The sequence below is a fragment of the Weissella thailandensis genome (assembly GCF_005405465.1).
Classification (GTDB): Bacteria; Bacillota; Bacilli; order Lactobacillales; family Lactobacillaceae; genus Weissella; species Weissella thailandensis.
Genome location: NZ_BJEC01000013.1, coordinates 1 through 21581 on the forward strand (window position 1 = coordinate 1; position 21581 = coordinate 21581).

Sequence of the window (21581 nt, forward strand, 5' to 3'; positions counted from 1 at the left end):
TAGGTACATCGTGACTGCTTCAATTTGTACTTCTTTTGAAAACATAGTAAAACCCCGTAAGTTTTGGAAATTACTCCAACTTACGGGGTTCAGTTCACCCAACCCTTTTATGTTTAAAGTGTATTTGTTATATGCTTGGTAATTTGAGCGCAAGTTTTAACCTTGCGTCGTTATCATCATCGTCACAATCGATGTTGATGTCTGCTGCTGTGTCTCTTCAATTAAAGTCGTGACTGTCCAAGTTTGGATACGGTGACCTAATTTGATAGGGGTTGCAACGGCAAGCAAGGTGCCCTCTGTTGCTGCGTTTAAATGATGAGTATGAATATCGACACCAACTGGCACTTGATTTGGATCAGTCAAACTAGCCTTGGCTCCTAAACTGGCAGCAGTTTCGGCAAGAAAAGCATTGATACCACCATGCACGATGCCATAAGGTTGCTTGATATTGTCGGTGATCTGTAAACGCACGATTGTTTTTTCAGCGGTGACCAGATCATTTGTGACATTTAAAAATTTCAGTGCATCCATGGTAATACCTCACGTTTAAATATAGAATATAATTAATCATCATTTTAATATTAATTTGGAAAAAATAATAGAAAAGATTATAATGCATTAGTAGCATATAAGAGATAAAAAATAGGAAGTGGCAAAATAAATATGACAGTAGAATGGTCAACAGTTAAAGAATACTCAGAAATTTTCTTTGAACGTGCTGATGCGATTGCTAAGATTACCATGAATAATCCACGCCATCACAATGCGTTCACACCTGACATGGTTCAAGAAATGATCGACGCTTTTTCAATTGCGCGTGATGATGCATCAATTGGTGTGATTATTTTGACTGGAGAAGGGGATAAGGCCTTTTCATCTGGTGGTGATCAATCAGTACGTGGTAATGGTGGTTATGTTGGACATGATCACATTGCTCGTTTGAATGTTTTGGACTTACAACACTTGATGCGGATTATTCCTAAGCCAATCATTGCGATGGTTAAGGGTTGGTCAGTCGGTGGCGGTAACATTTTGCAATTAGTTTGTGATTTGACGATTGCTGCTGATAATGCCATGTTTGGACAAACTGGTCCCAAGGTTGGTTCATTCGATGCCGGTTATGGTTCAGGTTACCTAGCACGTGTTATTGGTCATAAGCGCGCAAAGGAAGTTTGGTTCTTGAACAAGTTCTATACTGCTCAAGAAGCTTATGATATGAACTGGATCAATCGTGTGGTTCCTTTGGCTGAAGTTGAAGATGCAACCATTGAGTGGGCAAATATCATTCTACAAAAGTCACCAACTGCCTTGCGCTTTATTAAGGCTGCCATGAATGCTGATACAGATGGTTTGGCTGGTTTGCAACAATTTGCTGGTGATGCCACAATGTTGTACTACACAACTGACGAAGGAAAAGAAGGTAAGAACGCCTTCCTTGAAAAGCGTAAACCAGACTTTAACAAGTATCCAAAATTCCCATAAAAAATATTAGGACTCGGTATGTGACAAGTGATTGTCAGTTATCGAGTTTTTTGTTCTAGTTTGCTTTAAAAAATTAATAGAAGGAATATTATGGAAAATTGGCTAACAAAACGTGCCCAGTTATCACCTGATCGACTAGCCGTTCAGTATCAGGAAACAAAGTTAACTTTCGCACAGATGAAAGAAAAGGTGCAGCGCATTGCAACCCAATTAGCGCAATTTGCACAAGATGAAGAACGCATTGCGGTGATTACGTCAAATCAACTTCAAGGCTATTTGATGATTTTGGCTGTTCAACAACTAGGCAAAACAGTCGTGCTGATTAATCGGCGTCTATCCGCAAGAGAAATTAATTTTCAATTACAAGATGCAAGGGTTCAAGTAGTTGTCCAAGACGATGATTTTGCATTGGCGTTGTCAGTTGATCAACAAGTATCTTTTACTGAAGTCTTAGCAAGACCGGTAACCACACTCATTGAACCAGTTGCCGAGTTTGATTTAGATGCAGTGACATCAATTATGTATACATCTGGAACGACTGGTAATCCTAAAGGGGTCATGCAAACTTTCGGGAATCACTTTTATTCAGCCGTAGGTTCAGCGCTGAATTTAGGTATTATGGCGGATGATGTTTGGCTGGCGGTAGTCCCAATCTTTCATATTAGCGGTTTGTCGATTATGATGCGTTCGCTTATTTACGGTATGGGGGTACGCTTATTCGAAAAGTTTGATGTTCACGCGATTAACCACGCATTATTGAATGGTGAAGTGACAACAATTTCTGTGGTTCCTATGATGTTAACGCAATTATTAGCTGAACTACCAGCCAATGCTCGTTATCATAAAAATTTCCGCACAATGTTACTGGGTGGTGGACCAACTGACTTAACGACCTTGCAACGGGCAAAAGCAGCTGGTATTGAAGTCGTGCAGTCGTATGGTATGACGGAAACTGCTTCGCAAGTCATTGCTTTGGATGCAGCGAATGCACAACGAAAACTAGGTTCAGCAGGTAAGCCGTTATTCCCTGTCTCAATTCGTGTTGCCCACCAAGATGACCAACAGCATGGACGTATTCAAATTAAATCACCAACATTGGCCGTGGGGTACTTAAATCAACCCGAAAAGTATGCCAACACATTTGAAGATGGTTGGTTTGATACTGGTGATATGGGTTGGTTGGATGATGAAGGCTTCTTATTTATTGATGGTCGTGAGGGCGATATGATTTCATCCGGTGGTGAAAATGTCTTTCCAGATGAAATTGAATCAATTTATGCGAAGTTAGATGAAATCAAGCAAATTGCGGTGGTTGGTGTCCCAGATAAAAAGTGGGGCGCAGTACCGGTAGCTTTTGTTACCTTTAAGGATGGCCAAACATTATCACGACAAGCATTACGTGACTTTGGTCGCGATATGTTGGCCCATTATAAAGTGCCTGCTCATTTTTACAAGGCGACAGACTTCCCACGTACAGCTAGTGGTAAAGTGCAACGACATAAATTACGCGATTTGCTTGCAAACGCATCAGAAATAGAATAAGCATTATCCTTGAATTTTCTAAATGAGCTACTATAATAGTTGGTAATCTAGGAAAGGGGGTGATACGTTTTGGCAGATATACACAATCAACGAAACGTATCGCCCTTGTAAAAGGAAACAAGGGCGATACGTTCTGTATAATTTAGTAGATAACTACTAAATAGATTATGCGGATTGTAATATAACAGCATAATCTGAATGGTTGGGTCACAATGTTGTCCCAACCATTTTTTGTCTCGCTCTTTTTTTATAAATGTCTATCCATGTTATAATCGTAGATAGTTTATAATTTATGTCGATAGAATGAGGTGTTAAAAAATGGAAATCATTGATGTTACGCCAAAGACTGAAGCAGACTGGGAACGTATTTACCTTGAAGCATTCCCAGAATATGAGCAACGTCCCATTGCGGATCTCGTTGCAATGTCTGATCAACAGAGTGGCACAAGGATGCAAGTGGTTACTGATGAAGATCAGGTAATTGGTGTTTTGTATTTGTGTGAAATTGGTGTGGACAAAGCGTTTGTGCTATATTTTGCGATGGATGCAAAAATTCAAAGCAAGGGTTATGGTAGCCGTGCCTTAGCTATTTTGAAAGAACGTTATCCAAAAGGTTTGATTTTGGAAGCTGAAAAGACTGGCCACCAAGCAGAAAATGAAGAGCAACGTGTTAAGCGTTATGCCTTCTACAAGCGTAATGGATTCGAGGATAAGCAATTGCTTTCTGAAAATTCTGGTGGTATTTTCCACCTACTAGCAACTACGGAAGATGTTACGGCAACGGAGTATTTGCAGGCTATGCAAACATTGTCAATTGACGCAGTTATCCGTAGAGGATAGGGAATTAAAATAGAATTAACATGTTTATTGACCCGAAAACTGACCAGACTGTTTGGCAAGTTTTCGGGATTTTTTTGTTTTTTCTAAAGAAAGTCCTATTTAATGGATTTTTCAGGTAAAATAAGTCTTAATAAATGTATTGTATTATGGTCGATAAGTAGTGGTATGTGCCCAAGTTGATATGTTTTAATATAGTAGGTCAATTAGGACAGAAAATGGGTTGCTAGACACGTACGTCAAGGTAGGTTTAGAAAGGTAGGATTATTTATGGCACAGAATGGGCTTAAGCCAAGCATTAGCACATTAGGAATTATTTCCTTAGGTGCTGGTGGTGTAATTGGTAGTAGTTGGATTTATACAAATAGTCAGTTTTTCCACCAATATGGTGCGGGTGGAGAAATTTTTGGTTTATTAGCGGCATCAGTATTAGCAATTCTGGTTTCGCTGTCATTTGCCGAGTTATCAACGGTTTATCCTAAAGCAGGTGGTGAAGTTGTTTATGGGTATGAGGCCTTTGGTAAAAAGGGTGGTATGTTTGCCGGTTGGGCATTGCTCGGGTCGTACCTAAGTGCGTTAGCCTTTTATGTTACAGCATCTAGTATGTTACTTTCACAGATTATTCCGAAAATTGCGACTGGACCAACTTACTCGTTTGCAGGGGTTAAAGTTCACTATACAGAATTAATTTTGGGAGTATTGATTACATTATTTATCTTCGCGATTAATTATCGTGGTGCAAACCTGACAAGTAATGTGCAAATCGTGTTATTTATTCTACTAGTTGTTATTGGAGTGGTCTTGGTTGTTGTGGGCTTTAGTCATGGGAAACCAAGTAACTTTTGGCCAGCATTCTATGATCATCAAGCTAAAACACCTGAAATCTTTCGTTTTATTTTGCCAGCAATGACGTTTTTGACTGGTTGGGAATCAATCGGTGTGATGGCTGAAGAGGTGAAAACCCCAGCACGAAAAATTGGGCGCATCGTTGTGATTGCTATTATGATTGCCTCAGCTTATTATCTATTAGTGCTCCTAGCATCAGCTTGGATTCACCCATGGCAAAGTACTGCAACCATGGAAATGGGAACAATTGATGCATTTAAGGCAGAAGGCTTTCCGATCTTGGGGACAGCGGCCTTTGTTATCTCTTTCTTAGGATTGGGAACAAGTTTCTTAGCATTGTTCTCAGCAGCACCACGGTTGATTTATTCATTAGCTGAACAAAAAATCTTGCCAAGCTACTTTGCTAATGTACATCCAAAGTATGGTACACCTAGTCGTGCTATCGTAATGACCTTAGTATTGGTATTATCTCTTGGCTGGTTAGGAAAAGGTGCGCTAACGTATTTCTTGGATATTGGTGGTTTCTTAACGGCTTTAGCCTGGGGAATCAACGCCTTTAATTTGTTAGCTATCCGTAAGAAGTATCCTGATTTAAAGGGTGGGTTCCGTATTAAGCATTTATCACTGCCCGTTATTGGTGGTGTGATTGCTATTCTAATTGCATTATCTACTATTATTCCGGGTACATCAGTTTCCCTAGTTTGGCCTTACGAATACGTTATTTTGGGTATTTGGGTCATTATCGGATTAATTAGTTATGTTGCAGGCAAGAAAAAGTAGCCGTTTATCAATTAATAAATTTTAAACATTAAACAAACTGTGCCATTTTCTTTGGTAGCAGTTTGTTTTTTTGTGCAAGAAAGTGCTCTATAATATGAGATAGGAACCTTAAATATTTAAGGTATAAATAAGTTGAAAATAGGTAGTTTTTAAGGTTCAGTGTTTATATTGAAAATAACAAAACTAACAAGTACAAGAGGGATGGTAACATTATGGCAGAAAATACGGTTAAATTATTAATTGTTGAGGATGACTATGCGTTGAATGACACAGTGAAAGAAACAATTTCTGACCTAGGTGAAGTTGTTCAGGTCCACGATGGCAATGAAGGCTGGTTTGAAATTGAGTCAGGGGTATATGATGCAGTCGTTTTGGATGTGATGTTACCTGGACAAGATGGTTTCACTATTTTGAAAAAGGCTAAGGAACAGTTTCCAAATTTGCCAGTGCTGATGCTGACAGCTAAGGGTGAAATAGCTGATAAAATGCAAGGATTTGACCTAGGTGCTGATGAATATATTACGAAGCCATTCTATAAAGAAGAACTTTTGGCACGTTTAAAGACGTTATTACGTCATACAGGTGTGCTTGGACAAGATGGCGCATTGGAAGTTGGTAATGTACAAATTTATGTGGATCAACACAAGGTGTTAGTTGATGACACAGAAGTTAGTTTGCAAGGTCGTGAATTTGGTCTGTTAGTATACTTAGTGCAACACGTGGGCCAAATAGTTACCAAGGATCAAATCTTTGATCGACTATGGGGATTTGATTCTGATACATCTTTGACGGTGGTTGAAGTTTACATGTCTAACTTGAGAAAGAACTTGCGTCAAGCGGAGGCCCAAGTTAATATCAAAACATTGCGTAATGTGGGATACACACTGAGCGCAACGACTGAGGAATAATGGCCAAAACGAAACTGGCTGAAAAGCAACACCATTGTTTTAACAAACTAAGACTACCAAAGTGGCTACAGAGAATCCGCGCTTCATTGTCACAACAGGTTAAAATGACTATTTTAATGGTGGTTGGCTTTACTTTAGTTTTCGTTTTGATCGGTACCTTTTCAATTAGCCAATTCCGAACAGTGATGTATGGTAATGCCCAATCACGTGTGGAAAGTGCTTTTGATGTACAAGCAAACCGCTTTGATCGGCCCGTTGTCCAAAACGAAACGGCACAGATTACCGATTATGTGGGTGCCTTTCAAAAGACGTTGGATTTACCTAAATCTAATCACGTATATTTGCGTGAATATCGGGGCAGCTGGTATTTTTTCAATCGTAAGGGTAGTGAGTTGGCCTATGTTGATGTCACGGCAGAGCATGATTTAGTAGAATCATATCAGACGCGTTTGTTTTGGATTTATGTGTTATCTGAATTAGCACTATTACTGATGGGAATGGCATTAACGAGAGCTAATATGCGTCCAATTATTCGGTCATGGAATCAGCAGCGGACATTTGTCGCTGATGCTGCGCATGAATTTAAAACACCGATGACGGTTATTCAAAATAATTTGGAACGTATGTTGGAACATCCAAATGATACGGTAATGGATCAAGTCGAAAGCGTTGCCAATGCATTGACTGAAGTTAGACATTTGAATCATCTAACCGGAGATTTATTGACCCTTTCACAGGCCGATGCGGATATTCCAATGTTCGAGTTTGAAGAAATGGATTTGGCTAAGACGGTTCGTGAAGTTGGTGATATTTATGAATACAATGCCAATGAAAAACAACAAACGTTGCAAGTTGATGTCCCAGAAACGTTACCAATTATTGGGGATGCTCAGCGTCTACGTCAACTGTTGGTGATTCTTACTGATAATGCGCAAAAGTATGCTGGTGAAGGGGCCAGTGTCACTATTACTGCGGCTGCAACAAGCAGTGGGGTCAAGTTGACAGTAGCGGACACTGGTAAAGGTGTCTCAGAAGAGGATAAGAAACACTTATTTGATCGTTTCTATCGAATTGACAAAGCTCGCTCACGTTCAACTGGTGGTCATGGTTTAGGGCTGTCGATTGCGAAATGGGTCGTACAAGGACATCGTGGGACGATTGAAATCTTGGATAATAAACCACACGGTACGATCTTTAAGATGTTAATTCCAAAAGGTCAAAAAAGTGCCTCATAATGTGATTTGTGAAAAAAGACAGGTAAGAAAAATCCTAGGATTCTTCTTACCTGTCTTTTAATTTACGTTTCCTCAGCTATTTAATTAGATTAAGGGCTGGGGATGTGAATCAAAAACCGCAATCGTCTCATCATCACGACCAACGATTACTTGGTCAACAATATTTAGGAACAAACCGTGCTCAACGACACCAACCATACTAGTTAGTTCACGACCTAGTTTGAATGGGTCGGGCATTTTATCAAAATGCAAATCAAATAGGAAGTTGGCCGAATCGGTACGAACCGGGTTACCGTTTTGGTCTAAGCGCCAGGTTGGTTCATAACCTTTTTGCTTTAAGCGCTTAAATAGTTGTTCAGCACCGTAAGGGATAACTTCTACAGGTAGATAATGTGTTAAGTGAGGTGCTATTTTTGTATCATCAACGACCCAAATATTGCGTCGTGAATTAACAGCGACAATTTTCTCCCAAAGTAAGGCAGCTCCTCCACCTTTAATTGCTGCAAAATTTTCATCAATTTGATCGGCACCATCGATGGTTATATCGATATGATCAACGTCATCGACGTTATGCATGGGAATACCAAGTTTTGCTGCTGCACGACGTGTCTTATCTGAAGTAGGAACCCCTTTTATTTTTAATCCTTCTTCTGCAACACGCTTCCCCAATGCTTCAACAACAAAGGCGATAGTTGAACCTGACCCGATTCCAACTACCATACCATCTTCAACGAATTCAGCTGCACGATAACCGGCTAATTTTTTTAGTGCAGTTTGGTCTGCCATAAGGATAATGCCTCTTTCTTAATTTTTTTCTTATCTTCATTATCGCTCATTACATATGGTTTAGGCAAATTTGAAATTAGAAAATGTTACACTGGATAAATAACTTTCAAAAAAGGTGGCAAAATTCCATGATTGAGATGTGGCATGAAGACAAAATAGCGGCATTCCGTCAAACATTACTTGAATGGTATGACAGAGAAGGCCGTGCAGATTTACCGTGGCGTAGAGACCGTGAACCTTATCGTGTTTGGGTATCTGAAATTATGTTACAGCAGACCCAGGTGCAAACAGTTATTCCATATTTTGAACGCTTTATGACAACCTTTCCAACAATAGAAGATTTAGCAGAAGCTCCGGAACAAATTTTATTGAAAACTTGGGAAGGACTGGGCTATTATTCGCGAGTACGGAATATGCAAAAAGCTGCCCAACAAATTGTTGATGATTATGCAGGCATATGGCCAAGTCATATGGCCTCTTTGCAGAAATTAACCGGAATTGGCCCATATACGGCAGCAGCTATTGCTAGTATATCTTTTAATGAACCTGTGCCAGCTATTGATGGGAATGCGTTTCGGGTATTTTCACGTTTGTTCAAAATTGATGCCGATATTGCTCAAGCAAAAACGAGGAAAGTTTTCTTTGAAGTAGGGGAACAGTTAATTGATCCAGAACGCCCTGGTGATTTTAATCAAGCAATCATGGATTTAGGGTCATCTTATATGAGCGCTAAAAATTATGATAGTGAACACTCTCCTGTTAAAGCGTTTAATGCAGCGTACTTAGACGGAACCGAGGATTTTTATCCAGTAAAAACAAAAGCACCTAAGCCTAAAACAGTTACTTATTTTGCAATTGCTGTGAAATCACCAGTCGGTTATTTATGGGAACAACGACCAGCCAATGGTTTATTAGGAAACTTTTGGACGATGCCTTTGTATGCATTAACAGACTTTGTTACAGATAGTGATGCCAACTGGACTGAAGAAGAAATGATTACCGCTACTCAGAAAAGACTAGCCGTTGATTATGGTGTGGTAGCTGATTTAAAGAAGGTAACCGGTCGTCCAGTAACCCACGTGTACACGCATTTGAAGTGGACGGTCACAATTTTAACGGCAGAAGTAGCACCACAACAATTAGTTCGTGGCATGTGGCGATCATTTGATGACATGCAAAAGGATCCACAACCTAAAATTCAGGAAAAAATTTGGCGTCGCTTAAGTTAAAATCAGGTAATTGATTACTGGATTTATGATGATAATTTCTGCTGGATGGTTGAACAAATATTAATGTTCCACGTGAAACATAAGCCTTTCGATTTTATGATTCAACTCTGTCAATCTATTGAATAGATGGGTATTTTGCGGTATTCTTTTAGTATTGGAATCAGTTTGGAGAGAGATAATGAACCCCGAAGAATTTGCGGCGGCACTACGCGATAAAAACGTCATTTTAGACGATAAACAACTAACGCAATACCAAACGTATTATGATCGTTTGGTAGCAGTTAATGAACATATGAATTTAACAGCCATTACTGATCGTGATGAGGTTTACTTAAAGCATTTTTATGATTCATTAACTTTAGCATGGGCATATCCTAAGTTACAAACTGACCAACTTAGTATGATTGATGTTGGTGCAGGTGCTGGATTCCCATCGTTGCCGCTAAAAATAGCCTTTCCACAATTACAGATTACTATTATTGATGCTTTAAATAAGCGGATAAATTTTCTGCAGGATCTAGTGAATGAAATAGGCCTCGAAGGGGTAACGGTCATCCATGCGCGAGCTGAAGAGTTTGGTCATAAAAAGGCACCCAATCGTGAACAATTTGATGTGGCGACTGCTAGAGCATTAGCTCGATTAAATGTTTTGGGCGAATTGACTCTACCACTTGTTAAAGTTGGTGGGGCACTATTAGCCATGAAAGGTAGTGCTGCCAGCGAAGAATTGCATGAAGCACAAGGCGCAATTACAAAGTTGGGTGGCAAGATTGGCGAAGAAGTACCAGTCAACTTACCAAATGGTGACCCTAGAACGATTATTGTCATTGATAAGGTAAGTTCAACGCCTAACCGTTATCCTCGTAAACCAGGAGACCCGGCACGCAAACCATTGTAGGAAGGGGAAAATAATGGGACACATTATTGCATTAGCAAACCAAAAAGGTGGTGTTGGTAAAACAACCACAACAGTCAATTTGGCTGCTTCGATAGCATCTTTTGGCAAGAAAGTATTAATTATTGATACCGATGCCCAAGGCAATGCGACATCAGGAACTGGTGTTCATAAATCAAATATTGAACAAGATATTTATGATGTCTTGATTAATGACGTGCCCATTGATGACGTCATTTTATCAACCTCTCATGAAGGTGTTGATATTGTACCAGCAACGATTCGACTTGCCGGTGCAGAACTTGAGTTAGCACCAGTAATGGCCCGCGAGTTACGTTTGAAGAATGCACTGGGGAATATTCGAGAAAAATATGACTACATTTTGATAGATAATCCGCCTTCACTTGGATTAGTGACGATTAATACATTTTCAGCGGCGGACTCAATTTTGATTCCGGTTCAAGCTGAGTATTATGCATTAGAAGGGCTTGGCCAACTTATGAATAACATGAAGTTGGTTAAACGTCATTTTAACCCTGATTTAGAGGTTGAAGGTGTCCTAATGACCATGGTCGACCCACGTACCAATTTGTCAGCTGATGTTATTGATAATGTGCGTGAGTACTTCGGTAGCGAAGTCTACGATACCGTTATTCCACGTAATGTTCGTTTGTCTGAAGCACCATCGCGGGGAATGTCAATTATTGATTATGATCCAAAATCAAGAGGTGCTGAGGTCTATACAAAGTTAGCGAAGGAGGTCCTGGAATCTCATGGTGAAATCTAAAAAAACAGGATTAGGTGGCTTTGGGAAAAAGGGCGGTGGCCTAGGAGCCTTATTTGCTGATCAAGGTCTTGATAACTCAGTTTCTAATGGTGATGAAGTTCGTGAAATTGCGATTGAAAAGATGGTTGCCAATCCATTCCAACCGCGACGAGTGTTCAACCAGGATAAACTGCAGGAATTAGCTGAGTCAATTAAGCAAAACGGGGTCTTACAACCAGTTATTGTTCGGCACAATCCCAAAGATAGTAGTCAGTACGAGATCCTTGCTGGTGAGCGTCGTTGGCGAGCATCACAAATTGCTAATATAGAAACTATTCCGGCAATTGTGCGCAAGTTAGATGATGATCAAATGTTGCAAGCGGCCATTCTGGAAAACTTACAACGTGAAGATTTGACGCCATTAGAAGAAGCGCAGGCTTATCGTGATATGATGGATGGCCTTAATTTGACACAAGCACAAGTAGCTAAACGATTGGGTAAGGCCCGGTCGGTGGTTGCTAATTTCTTGCGTTTATTGAATCTACCTGATGAAGTCAAAGAATTGTTAAATGCCGGTCAGCTGTCAATGGGGCAGGCTCGTACGTTATTAGGATTACACAATAAGCGTCGGATTGTCCCTGTTGCCAAGCGTGCTGTTGCTGAAGGCATGACAGTTCGTCAATTAGAACAATTGGTCAATAAATTAAACGAACAGTCAGCACCTACTAAGGAACAACCAAGTTTGTCTCCTTATATCAAAGCATCCACAACGGCATTGGAAAATAAGTTCGGGACAAAAGTGCATATGACACGTAACCATAAAGGTGCTGGAAAAATCGAAATCACCTATTTGTCAGATGAAGACTTAAACCGGATTTTTGAAACACTAGATATTGACTTAGATGCGGAATAGTGGAGGCAGTGATGTATAATTTACATGATATTGTTGAAATGAAAAAGGCGCATGCATGTGGTGCAAATGAATGGCAGATTATGCGTGTCGGCGCTGATATGAAAATTGTGTGCCAAGGTTGTCAGCGACAAATTGTCATGACACGTCATGATTTTGATAAACGTTTTAAACGTGTACTAAAAAGTGCACAGGATTAATTAATGAAAAGAGAGATGGGTAAATAAAATGGCTCTTACAGCAGGAATTGTTGGCTTGCCAAACGTCGGTAAATCAACTTTGTTTAATGCAATTACTAAAGCAGGTGCAGAAATGGCGAACTATCCATTTGCCACCATTGAACCAAATGTTGGTATGGTTGAAGTACCTGATGATCGGTTGGATCGTATTCAAGAATTGATTCCGGCAGATAAAGTTGTACCAACAACTTTCGAATTTACTGATATTGCGGGAATCGTTAAAGGTGCTTCACAAGGTGAGGGACTTGGAAATAAATTCTTGGAAAATATTCGACAAGTTAACGCCATTGTCCATGTGGTACGCGCATTTGATGATGATGACATTACCCATGTGTCAGGTAAGATTGACCCATTAGAAGATATTGAAACGATCAATACGGAGTTAGTATTAGCTGATTTAGAATCAATTGACAAGCGTTACAGTCGTGTTGAAAAGTCAGCAAAGTCTGCTAAAGATAAAGATGCTATTGCTGAGCTTGCGGTTCTAGAACAACTAAAGCCTGCATTGGAGGCTGGTAAACCAGCTCGCTCAATTGATTGGGATGAAGATGAGCAAAAGATCATTCATGATTTATTCTTGCTAACTTCAAAGCCAGTGCTTTACGTGGCTAACGTTTCAGAAGACGATATGGCTGATCCATCAGAATCAGAATATTATCAACAGATTGCGCAATATGCAGAATCAGAAGGTGCTGGTGTTATCGGTATTTCGGCACGTGCTGAGGAAGAAATTGCCGAAATGGATGATGAAGATAAAGCGGAATTCATGGAATTGCAGGGCATTACCGAACCAGGATTGAACCGTTTGATTCGTGCTGCTTATCATATGCTTGATTTGCGCACATTCTTTACTGCGGGTGGTAAAGAGACACGTGCTTGGACATTCCGTGCTGGCATGAAAGCACCTCAAGTTGCTGGTGTTATTCATTCAGACTTTGAACGTGGTTTCATTCGTGCTGAAACAGTGTCGTTCGAAGATTTGGACAAGTATGTATCAATGAAGGCGATTAAAGAGGCTGGACGTCGTCGTTCAGAAGGAAAGGAATACGTTGTACAAGATGGAGACATCATTGAATTCTTGTTCAACGTTTAATTGGGGAGAAATATGACAGAGTCAAAGGAACAAACACAATCACAGGCACCAAAGCCAACTTTGCCAACCATTCAAGAACTTGCAACGTCGGGTTTGACAAGACGTAACCAAGAATTTATTCGTCAAATGGTCATCCTGGCTAATGGTGATGAGTCTAAAGCACAGTTGATTACTGAAGTTGGCGCAAAATTATTAACTGCCCAAAAAACAGGGGTAACAGCTAAGCAATTATACAATACGCCAGCCGAAGCTATGGGACTAAAGACTGAGGCAGAAAAGAGTGATGATACTCGTGGTTATGCAAGTTATGGTTTTTGGCCACTTGCAGTTGATAATGCCATTGCCTTCTTTATGATGTTTAGTTTCATGTTTGGACTAACATTGATCTTTAGTGGTATGAAGTCATCAGCGGATGGTTCAGCAGGTGCTGCCGGAATTACTTCATTGATTTTGACGTCAGTCTTAGGTGGTATTTTCTTCTCGGCTGTTACATTGACCCTTGCACCACGTCGCGATGGTAAACACGTATCGTTTTTGAAAAAGGCTAGTGTCACAGTAGGGGCCTTTGCCATTTGGTTCTTGGCATACCTAGGCTTTGCCTTCTTACCACCAGTAATTAATCCACTATTACCAGGTTGGGTATATCTTGTGATTGCAGCACTTGCCTTCGTTGGTTTCCGTTACTGGCGTTCAAAGACGGGAATCAAGGGTGGTTTCCTTGGAGCAAACGCACAAGCGCAATCACGAAAGAAATAGCCAAAGAAGCAGTGAGGGTAGATTAATGAAAATTTTGATTGTTGATGATGACCAAGAAATTGCGGAATTGCTAGAAATCTATGTGAAAAATGAAGGCTATGAGCCAGTTGTTGCTAGCGATGGTAGAGAGGCGCTGACTAAGATTCGGACAAGTCCCGATATTGGTTTGATTATTTTAGATATTATGATGCCTGAAATGAGCGGAACTGAGGTCTTGAAAGAAGTTCGTAAGGATAATTCAGTACCTATTTTAGTATTGTCAGCAAAGTCAGGTGCGATGGATAAAATTCAAGGACTAATTACGGGTGCTGATGATTACGTGACAAAGCCATTTAATCCATTGGAAGTTATGGCGCGTGTACGTGCATTACTACGTCGGGCGCAAAATGGCTTGGCACAAGCAACACCAGAGGTGCTAGATGTCGGTCCATTGACAATCAATAAAGATAGTCACGAAGTGCGAACAGCGGACGGTGTTGATATTAATTTAACAGCTTTGGAGTTTGGCATTTTGTACTTACTAGCATCACATCCAAATAGAGTATTTAGCGCTGATGATATTTTTGAACGTGTTTGGCAACAAGAATCTGTTGTTTCAGCAAAAACAGTGATGGTTCACGTGTCGCATTTACGTGATAAATTAGAAGAAGCCACTGGTGGCAACCAGGTTGTGCAAACTGTTTGGGGCGTTGGTTATAAGATCGAAGTACTTTAATACAGAAAGGCAGTGGGGATGAAACTAAGAATACTGAGTTGGCTAAAATTAACGGTCAAGGCAGTGGTTTCCGCCCTGCTTTTTGTATGCATGGGAATTGGTATTGTTCTCATGATTCAACCACATTGGGATACAAATAATTTGTGGTCAGAATTAGTTAGGATATCACAGCAATCACCAGCAACTGTCGGGATTGTCGGGGGTATTTTATTAATTGTCTGGTTGCTATTGCTATGGCAGTTTTATCAACAAACAAAGTTATCAGAATTGATTGTAGCAGTGAATAAATTAGTACCACAGGTTGGTGATACAAAGAGTCAGGGATTACAGGTTAAGCGCTGGGGCCGTCGCTTGCAACCATTAGCAGAGAATGTTAACGGCGTTTTTGAAGCTGCGCAACAAGCAATGGTTGAAGAGCATGAAATTGAACGGTCTAAAGATGAAATGGTTACAAATGTTTCGCATGATTTGCGGACACCTTTGACGTCGATTTTGGGGTACCTTGGATTAATCATTAACGATAGTGAGCAACAAAAATTGCAACGTGAAGAGATTATGAAATACGCCCAAACGGCTTTTGATAAGTCGGGTCAAATGAAGTCATTAGTTGAAGATTTATTTGATTATACGCAAGTTCATCAAGTTGATTTCAAACTTCATTGGGCACCGCTAGATTTAGCAGCCTTACTTCAGCAATTGGCAGTAAATTATGAACTTGAAGCTGAAGAAAAAGGTGTTGTCATTTCGGCGGTTTCAAATCCAACGGTTATCGAAATGGTTGGTGACCCCGATCGGCTGGCGCGTGTGTTTATGAATCTAATCAATAATGCCTTTAAGTACGGTGAGGGTGCAACTTTCGTTAGATTATCAGCAAAGGTTATGCCAGATGACAATCAGGTAGAAATTCGGGTGACAAATAATGGCGCTAAAATTCCCGATGAGTCCATTAAACGTCTGTTTGATCGCTTTTATCGGGTAGAAGGCTCTCGTAATACGAAAACTGGTGGCACAGGACTTGGTTTGGCAATCGTTAACGGCGTGATTAATGCGCATGGCGGACAAGTACGAGTTGAGTCAGATGATGCCATTACTAGCTTCATTATTAATTTGCCATTAACGCCAGAAGAAGACGAATTACTCGATTAATAATTTATACATTTTTAACGCAAAATAGGTTGGAACAAAAGAAAATGTTCCAACCTATTTTTTACTAATAGCGTTATTTAGTTGTTGGTACTTCCTTAATAGGATGCTGTTCCTGCAAAGTACCCAAAATTTTTTCGGCTTCTAATTTATGGAAAAGGACACTAGCAGCCGATTGCATCATCTGTGTTTCTAGAGATACGCCTTCAAGCGGTTGATTCGTGGGATTTTTGAAAAAACCTAGAAGGGTATCAACAAAAGAATTATAAGCTTTCTTTGGGTAATTATCGATGGTTATTTGATCGATTGCTGCCCGGATTTGGTCCAATGAGAAGATAGGCTTTAGTAATGAAATAATCAAAATATCAGCTACCTGAAGCGTTTGATACTTCTTCTTTACGGGCGCTAGAATCATCTTTTTCTTAACATAATTATTGATCATTGTTGAAGTCACTGTAGGCATTTCTAGTGGCGCTAACACTTGATTAATGTATGCAACGACCTGATCCATATAGAGGTCAAAATTTGGTAAATCATCCCAATGTGGGAAAACGATGTCTTCGAAATTATTTTTTTTCAACGTGTTTACAGTCATGATTGTTACCTCATATCATCGTAGATTGTATTGTTATTATATCACATCTAGACTATGAAACTAAATGATGGTTGGGTCTAGACTAAAAAGTTGGTTGTGTCATGACTCGAAAGGACCGAAGAAAATTCGGACAAGTGGTACGGGTTTGTGATAGTATAGGTACAATTTGATTTTTTTAGGATAGAAGGGTAGTTGTTATGCAAGAATTCATGGCATTAAATCGAAATTTAAAATTAAGAACGTTAACGGTATTTTTAACGGTCTTGCTTGGTAGTTCGATTGGTCCCAATATGACGATTTATTATGTACAATATTTTGGTGCTTTTGTATCGGGATTTTTATTAATGGTTGTTTCCGTAGCTGGATTTATTGCAGGACTCTATGGTGGTCATTTATCGGACGTATGGGGGCGTAAACGGACGATGCTGACCGGATCAGCATTGATTATATCTGGTTATACGCTGGCGATGTTAATGAACACGCCATGGTATACAAATCCATATATCACTTTTGTTGGCTTTTTAACTGCATCAATTGGGTCGTCGCTAGCCGATCCGGCTGAACAAGCAATGATGATCGATGCATCAACGATAAAAAATAGAAAGTTTGTTTACGCATTGATTTATTGGGTAATCAATATTGGTGTCATGTTAGGGGCAGCCATTGGTGGTTGGTTCTTCCGTGATTATCTATTTGAGTTATTGTTAGGATCTGTTTTTGTAGGTGTTGTGAATGCGTCAATCATTAAGTTTGGGATGGCGGAGACGCTTAATATGGAGAATGTGCATGCAAACTCATCAGTATGGAGTGCCGTCAAGTCTTACGGCCGTGTTTTATCTGATAAGCGTTATGTATTATTCATGTTTGGATCAATTTTCTCTGTGGTGATTTACTCACAGCCTGATTTTTATTTAGCTGCTCATTTAACACAATTCTTCCATGATTATACCTTCATGGGTATTCACTTCTACGGGCAACGAATGCTGTCATTTATGTTAGTGATCAATACGGTCATGATTGTATTGGTGATGAATTTAATCAACCGCTATACTAATCGTTGGCCATTAATTAAAAGCTTTGCTCTTGGTACATTTATTCAAGGATTTGGTTTCGCAGCCTCGTTCTTATTACGTGACTTTTGGCCATTAGTTATTGTGGCAGTGGTCTTTACCTTGGGTGAAATCATTAATGTGCCGTCAAGTCAGACCATGCGTGCCGATATGATGAATCCGGAACAAATTGGTGCTTATTCGGGTGCGTTTGCTGCAACACGTCCAGTGGGAAATATTATCTCTGGTATGATGGTTTCACTATCACAATTTACGAATGACTGGGGAATGGCAGGTGTCTTAATGATTGGGACATTAATTGCAATGGTTACAATTGTTAAGGCAGCTAAAATGCCCGCACAATTTAAGACGGAAACTATGCAATAAGGTTTATGAAACATTAATTATTATCGTTTAAGAACTGGCCGGAACATTTCTTGTGTTCCAGCCAGTTCTTTTAGTATGTCTTCGGTTTTTGAGCAAAATAAAAAGCCAACAAGCGTAATCGCTCATTGACTCTTTTTAACTGGGATAGCTGGATTCGAACCAGCGAATACACGGTACCAAAAACCGATGCCTTACCGCTTGGCCATATCCCAATAATATAATGGGGGCTATAGGATTCGAACCTATGAACCCGAAGGAATGGATTTACAGTCCACCGCGTTTGACCGGACTTCGCTAAACCCCCATATGTCTGATGAGTAATAATTAACTTATCACCTCAACGGATATATACTATACAGAATACTTAATTACTTGTCAACACTATTTGTATTATTTTGTTTAACCATGACTGATAAAAAGTATTAGCTGTCCATTCTTGTAACTTGTGACGATTATAGCCGACGCTAGGGTTGTAATAAGTTATTAAGTGCTTTTTACGAGGTGGGACCGTGACATGGATATGTCCGTAGAAAACATGTTGGATATTATCATATTGCGCTAATAATTCACCTGTTTTGGTTGAACCCAGGACGCCATTGACCATTGCCCATCGTGAATTATGATTGGGATAAAAGATTTCGTCGTTAATTGGTGCAAAATGAGTAAAGAAGATGACTTGTTTGTGTTGTTGCATTGCATCGTCCAACAGTTGTTTCATTTGATAGAGACCTAAGGCCATGCGATCCGGATCGCTCATTGGTTGATCGATCACTCGGTCGTAGTAAAAGCCCGACCGAAAACGGGCAATGCTTTCGGGGGCAATATCTGGTGTAAAACTATAATCATACCAGCCGTTATGGCCAATAATGCGCCAGTTGGTATGGGGGATGTCGAAATATTGATTATGTAGATAGAGTGGGTCGAGTGGGGTTTCTAATTCAGCAAATGAAATATTACGTCCCATATCATGATTGCCAGCGATAAATAGGACCTTTGTATCTGTTGATAAAGCATGCTGAAGGTCATGGACGTATTTTAATGATTTTTCAAAATCGTTAAACAGATCTCCAGCAATTAAGTAATAGTCGGGTTGTAATTGATGTAGCGTGGTTGCCTGTTGTACAAGTACTTGCTAAATATCTTGTTTGTTAACATCCAGGTGATTATCACTTGATACGATAATTTTAGTCATATAAACTCCTTGTCTACTCTATTTTATAGACTGATTATAACAAAAGTGATAAAAAAATTAGTAGAAAATGATGGTTGCGCTTGTAGATAGTTATAAATTCAAGTAAAATTTAACAAGTGACGTTTTGTCACAATGTTCAGAGTAGAAGAACACTTTATTTGAATGAGGAGTTTTTATCATGAAAACGGAAAAGAAATTCCTGGGACAACCCTTCGGTCTTAAAACATTATTTATGACCGAAATGTGGGAACGTTTCAGTTACTATGGTATGAAAGCCATTTTGCTTTACTACATGTGGCACTTAATTAGTACTGGTGATTTAGATATTACCAAGGCTACTGCTGCATCAATCATGGCGATATATGCCTCAATGGTTTATCTATCTGGGGTTGTTGGTGGTTTTATTGCCGATCGTATTCTAGGACAGCGGCGTACCGTGTTCTGGGGTGGTGTGCTAATTATGTTTGGACACATTGCGTTGGCACTACCATTCGGATCAACAGCAATGTTTGTCTCAATGATTTTGATCGTTCTTGGAACGGGGTTGCTAAAGCCAAATGTTTCATCAATGGTTGGGTCACTATATGATGATGAAGGCGATAATAGTTCACGAGATTCAGGATTCTCAATTTTTGTGTTTGGAATTAATTTAGGTTCATTTATTTCGCCATTATTGGTTGGTTGGACACAAGAAAATGTTGGTTTCCATGCCGGATTCTCATTGGCTGCTATTGGTATGTTCTTTGGTTTGGTACAGTATCACTTTGGTGGCAAGCATTTACATGAAGATTCAAAGTATGCGCCAGATCCTCTACAAGAAGAAGAAGTTAAGCCATTAATTGTTAAGATCATCTTAGGAATTATTTTCTTTGCATTGATTGTTGTATTGATGAACTTGATGGGTTGGAATAGTCTACAAAATTACGTTAATTTGTTGACGATTGTTGCGATTATTTTGCCGATTTCATACTTTGTGTTAATGACGACATCGGCTAAAGTGACTAAGGAAGAACGTTCACGAGTTTTCTCGTATATGCCATTATTCTTAGCTGCTGTATTGTTCTGGGCAATTGAGGAACAAGGATCAATTGTTTTGGCAACCTTCGCTGCTGAACGTGTTGATACGTCATGGTTCCCAGCTGCCTGGTTCCAGTCATTGAACCCATTGTTTATTATGTTATATACGCCATTCTTTGCTTGGTTATGGGTAAAGTGGCAGAAGAACCAACCTTCTTCACCAATGAAATTTGCAATTGGTCTAATGTTCACTGGAGCTTCATTCTTGTTGATGGCCTTGCCAGGTACTTTGTTTGGTACTTCAGGTCATGTGTCACCACTTTGGTTAGTTGGTTCATGGGCCCTAGTTATTGTTGGTGAAATGTTGATTTCACCAGTCGGCCTATCAGTCACAACAAAGTTAGCACCTAAGGCATTTATGTCACAAATGATGTCAATGTGGTTCTTAGCCTCATCTGCTGGGTCAGCCTTAAATGCACAACTAGTAACATTGTATTCATCAGATAATGAAGTTGCTTACTTTACATGGTTTGGACTAGCTTCAGTTGCCCTAGGAATTCTATTAGTGTTCTTAGTACCACGTATCAAGCGATTGATGGCTGGTGTGCAATAGTTAATGATATTAAAGAGTTTGTATGTCATCACATACAAACTCTTTTTTTTATAGGTTACTGAATTGATTTAAAAAAGTGCTTGCAATTTATTTTTTTAATTGGTATGATATAAGAGTTGTCGGGGCAGAGATGCCTGATACAAACATGGGGGTTTAGCGAAGTCTGGTTAAACGCGGTGGACTGTAAATCCATTCCTTCGGGTTCATAGGTTCGAATCCTATAGCCCCCATTATATTATTGGGATATGGCCAAGTGGTAAGGCATCGGTTTTTGGTACCGTGTATTCGCTGGTTCGAATCCAGCTATCCCAGCTAAAAAGAGTCAATGAGCGATTACGCTTGTTGGCTTTTTATTTTATGTAATAATTATTGACAGTAAAAATAAAATGCACTAAAATAAGTAAGTCGCAAACATTGGGATATGGCCAAGCGGTAAGGCATCGGTTTTTGGTACCGTGTATTCGCTGGTTCGAATCCAGCTATCCCAGTAATTATTCGTGAAAGCATCTGTCCAGTTGAACAGGTGCTTTTTTCTTTTAAAAAAGTTATCGATGGTGAAGGTGCAA

Annotated in this window: 20 protein-coding genes, 5 tRNA genes and 1 pseudogene; 20 read left to right on the forward strand and 6 right to left on the reverse strand. The window is 39.7% G+C overall.

Annotated features, from left to right (window positions below; genetic code table 11):
- Window positions 1-156: 156 nt before the first annotated feature.
- Complete coding sequence (locus FFM62_RS06700) at window positions 157-531, reverse strand: PaaI family thioesterase (protein WP_115471373.1); 375 nt, start codon at window positions 529-531, stop codon at window positions 157-159.
- Window positions 532-663: 132 nt separating this feature from the next.
- Between FFM62_RS06700 and menB the strand changes: the two genes are divergently transcribed.
- The 6 genes from menB to FFM62_RS06730 all read left to right on the forward strand — a co-directional run bounded on the left by menB (window position 664) and on the right by FFM62_RS06730 (window position 7630).
- The gene (gene menB / locus FFM62_RS06705; RefSeq protein ID WP_115471372.1) at window positions 664-1482 is read left to right on the forward strand and encodes a 1,4-dihydroxy-2-naphthoyl-CoA synthase; all 819 of its coding nucleotides are present in this window, start codon (window positions 664-666) and stop codon (window positions 1480-1482) included.
- 90 nt (window positions 1483-1572) lie between these two features.
- Entirely contained in the window at window positions 1573-3024 is a 1452-nt protein-coding gene (locus FFM62_RS06710) for an o-succinylbenzoate--CoA ligase (protein WP_115471371.1), read from the forward strand.
- A 318-nt stretch (window positions 3025-3342) separates the two neighbouring features.
- Window positions 3343-3864: a GNAT family N-acetyltransferase gene (locus tag FFM62_RS06715; protein WP_115471370.1), complete on the forward strand. Its 522-nt coding sequence runs from the start codon at window positions 3343-3345 to the stop codon at window positions 3862-3864.
- 267 nt (window positions 3865-4131) lie between these two features.
- The gene (locus tag FFM62_RS06720) at window positions 4132-5487 is read left to right on the forward strand and encodes an APC family permease (RefSeq protein ID WP_115471369.1); all 1356 of its coding nucleotides are present in this window, start codon (window positions 4132-4134) and stop codon (window positions 5485-5487) included.
- A 212-nt stretch (window positions 5488-5699) separates the two neighbouring features.
- Entirely contained in the window at window positions 5700-6395 is a 696-nt protein-coding gene (locus FFM62_RS06725; protein WP_115471368.1) for a response regulator transcription factor, read from the forward strand.
- Window positions 6395-7630, forward strand: a complete 1236-nt coding sequence (locus FFM62_RS06730; RefSeq protein WP_115471367.1) for a sensor histidine kinase — start codon at window positions 6395-6397, stop codon at window positions 7628-7630. Before FFM62_RS06725 ends, FFM62_RS06730 begins: the two co-directional genes overlap by 1 nt.
- 84 nt (window positions 7631-7714) lie before the next feature.
- On the opposite strand, the gene rpiA is transcribed toward FFM62_RS06730, so the two are convergent.
- On the reverse strand, window positions 7715-8416 hold the full coding sequence (gene rpiA, locus FFM62_RS06735) for a ribose 5-phosphate isomerase A (protein ID WP_115471366.1): 702 nt from the start codon (window positions 8414-8416) through the stop codon (window positions 7715-7717).
- A gap of 128 nt (window positions 8417-8544) precedes the next feature.
- Between rpiA and mutY the strand changes: the two genes are divergently transcribed.
- The 9 genes from mutY (at window position 8545) to FFM62_RS06780 (ending at window position 16165) form a co-directional block, all read left to right on the forward strand.
- On the forward strand, window positions 8545-9645 hold the full coding sequence (gene mutY, locus FFM62_RS06740) for an A/G-specific adenine glycosylase (protein ID WP_115471365.1): 1101 nt from the start codon (window positions 8545-8547) through the stop codon (window positions 9643-9645).
- 178 nt (window positions 9646-9823) lie between these two features.
- Window positions 9824-10543, forward strand: coding sequence for a 16S rRNA (guanine(527)-N(7))-methyltransferase RsmG (gene rsmG, locus FFM62_RS06745; RefSeq protein WP_115471364.1), 720 nt, complete (start codon window positions 9824-9826; stop codon window positions 10541-10543).
- Window positions 10544-10556: 13 nt separating this feature from the next.
- Window positions 10557-11327, forward strand: coding sequence for a ParA family protein (locus FFM62_RS06750; protein WP_115471363.1), 771 nt, complete (start codon window positions 10557-10559; stop codon window positions 11325-11327).
- Window positions 11314-12219 (forward strand): ParB/RepB/Spo0J family partition protein, encoded by a 906-nt coding sequence (locus FFM62_RS06755; protein ID WP_115471362.1) that lies wholly within the window; start codon window positions 11314-11316, stop codon window positions 12217-12219. The genes FFM62_RS06750 and FFM62_RS06755 overlap by 14 nt, the downstream gene beginning before the upstream one ends.
- 11 nt (window positions 12220-12230) lie before the next feature.
- Complete coding sequence (locus FFM62_RS06760) at window positions 12231-12416, forward strand: DUF951 domain-containing protein (protein WP_075270422.1); 186 nt, start codon at window positions 12231-12233, stop codon at window positions 12414-12416.
- Window positions 12417-12444: 28 nt separating this feature from the next.
- Window positions 12445-13548, forward strand: coding sequence for a redox-regulated ATPase YchF (ychF, locus tag FFM62_RS06765; RefSeq protein WP_115471361.1), 1104 nt, complete (start codon window positions 12445-12447; stop codon window positions 13546-13548).
- Window positions 13549-13560: 12 nt separating this feature from the next.
- Window positions 13561-14304: a DUF1129 domain-containing protein gene (locus FFM62_RS06770; RefSeq protein WP_075270420.1), complete on the forward strand. Its 744-nt coding sequence runs from the start codon at window positions 13561-13563 to the stop codon at window positions 14302-14304.
- 25 nt (window positions 14305-14329) lie between these two features.
- Complete coding sequence (locus tag FFM62_RS06775) at window positions 14330-15019, forward strand: response regulator transcription factor (RefSeq protein ID WP_115471360.1); 690 nt, start codon at window positions 14330-14332, stop codon at window positions 15017-15019.
- A gap of 18 nt (window positions 15020-15037) precedes the next feature.
- Window positions 15038-16165 (forward strand): sensor histidine kinase, encoded by a 1128-nt coding sequence (locus FFM62_RS06780; protein WP_115471359.1) that lies wholly within the window; start codon window positions 15038-15040, stop codon window positions 16163-16165.
- A 73-nt stretch (window positions 16166-16238) separates the two neighbouring features.
- Here FFM62_RS06780 and FFM62_RS06785 read toward each other — a convergent pair whose 3' ends face one another.
- Window positions 16239-16757 carry a DUF1836 domain-containing protein gene (locus FFM62_RS06785; protein ID WP_115471358.1) on the reverse strand — a complete coding sequence of 173 codons (519 nt, stop codon included), beginning with the start codon at window positions 16755-16757 and terminating at the stop codon, window positions 16239-16241.
- Window positions 16758-16954: 197 nt separating this feature from the next.
- Here FFM62_RS06785 and FFM62_RS06790 point away from each other — a divergent pair, with 197 nt between their 5' ends.
- Window positions 16955-18193 (forward strand): MDR family MFS transporter, encoded by a 1239-nt coding sequence (locus FFM62_RS06790; protein ID WP_115471357.1) that lies wholly within the window; start codon window positions 16955-16957, stop codon window positions 18191-18193.
- A gap of 139 nt (window positions 18194-18332) precedes the next feature.
- Here FFM62_RS06790 and FFM62_RS06795 read toward each other — a convergent pair.
- From FFM62_RS06795 to FFM62_RS06805, 3 genes and pseudogenes are all read right to left on the reverse strand, one after another.
- A tRNA-Gln gene (locus tag FFM62_RS06795) sits at window positions 18333-18405 on the reverse strand.
- A gap of 9 nt (window positions 18406-18414) precedes the next feature.
- Window positions 18415-18497: transfer RNA gene (locus FFM62_RS06800), tRNA-Tyr, on the reverse strand.
- 60 nt (window positions 18498-18557) lie between these two features.
- Window positions 18558-19310, reverse strand: a pseudogene (locus tag FFM62_RS06805) (metallophosphoesterase); the annotation flags it as partial.
- Between the two features lie 253 nt (window positions 19311-19563).
- On the opposite strand from FFM62_RS06805, the gene FFM62_RS06810 reads away from it, so the two are divergent.
- The 4 genes from FFM62_RS06810 to FFM62_RS06825 all read left to right on the forward strand — a co-directional run bounded on the left by FFM62_RS06810 (window position 19564) and on the right by FFM62_RS06825 (window position 21503).
- On the forward strand, window positions 19564-21015 hold the full coding sequence (locus tag FFM62_RS06810) for a peptide MFS transporter (protein WP_115471356.1): 1452 nt from the start codon (window positions 19564-19566) through the stop codon (window positions 21013-21015).
- Between the two features lie 147 nt (window positions 21016-21162).
- A tRNA-Tyr gene (locus FFM62_RS06815) sits at window positions 21163-21245 on the forward strand.
- A 9-nt stretch (window positions 21246-21254) separates the two neighbouring features.
- Window positions 21255-21327, forward strand: a tRNA-Gln gene (locus FFM62_RS06820).
- A gap of 103 nt (window positions 21328-21430) precedes the next feature.
- Window positions 21431-21503, forward strand: a tRNA-Gln gene (locus tag FFM62_RS06825).
- Window positions 21504-21581: the final 78 nt, after the last annotated feature.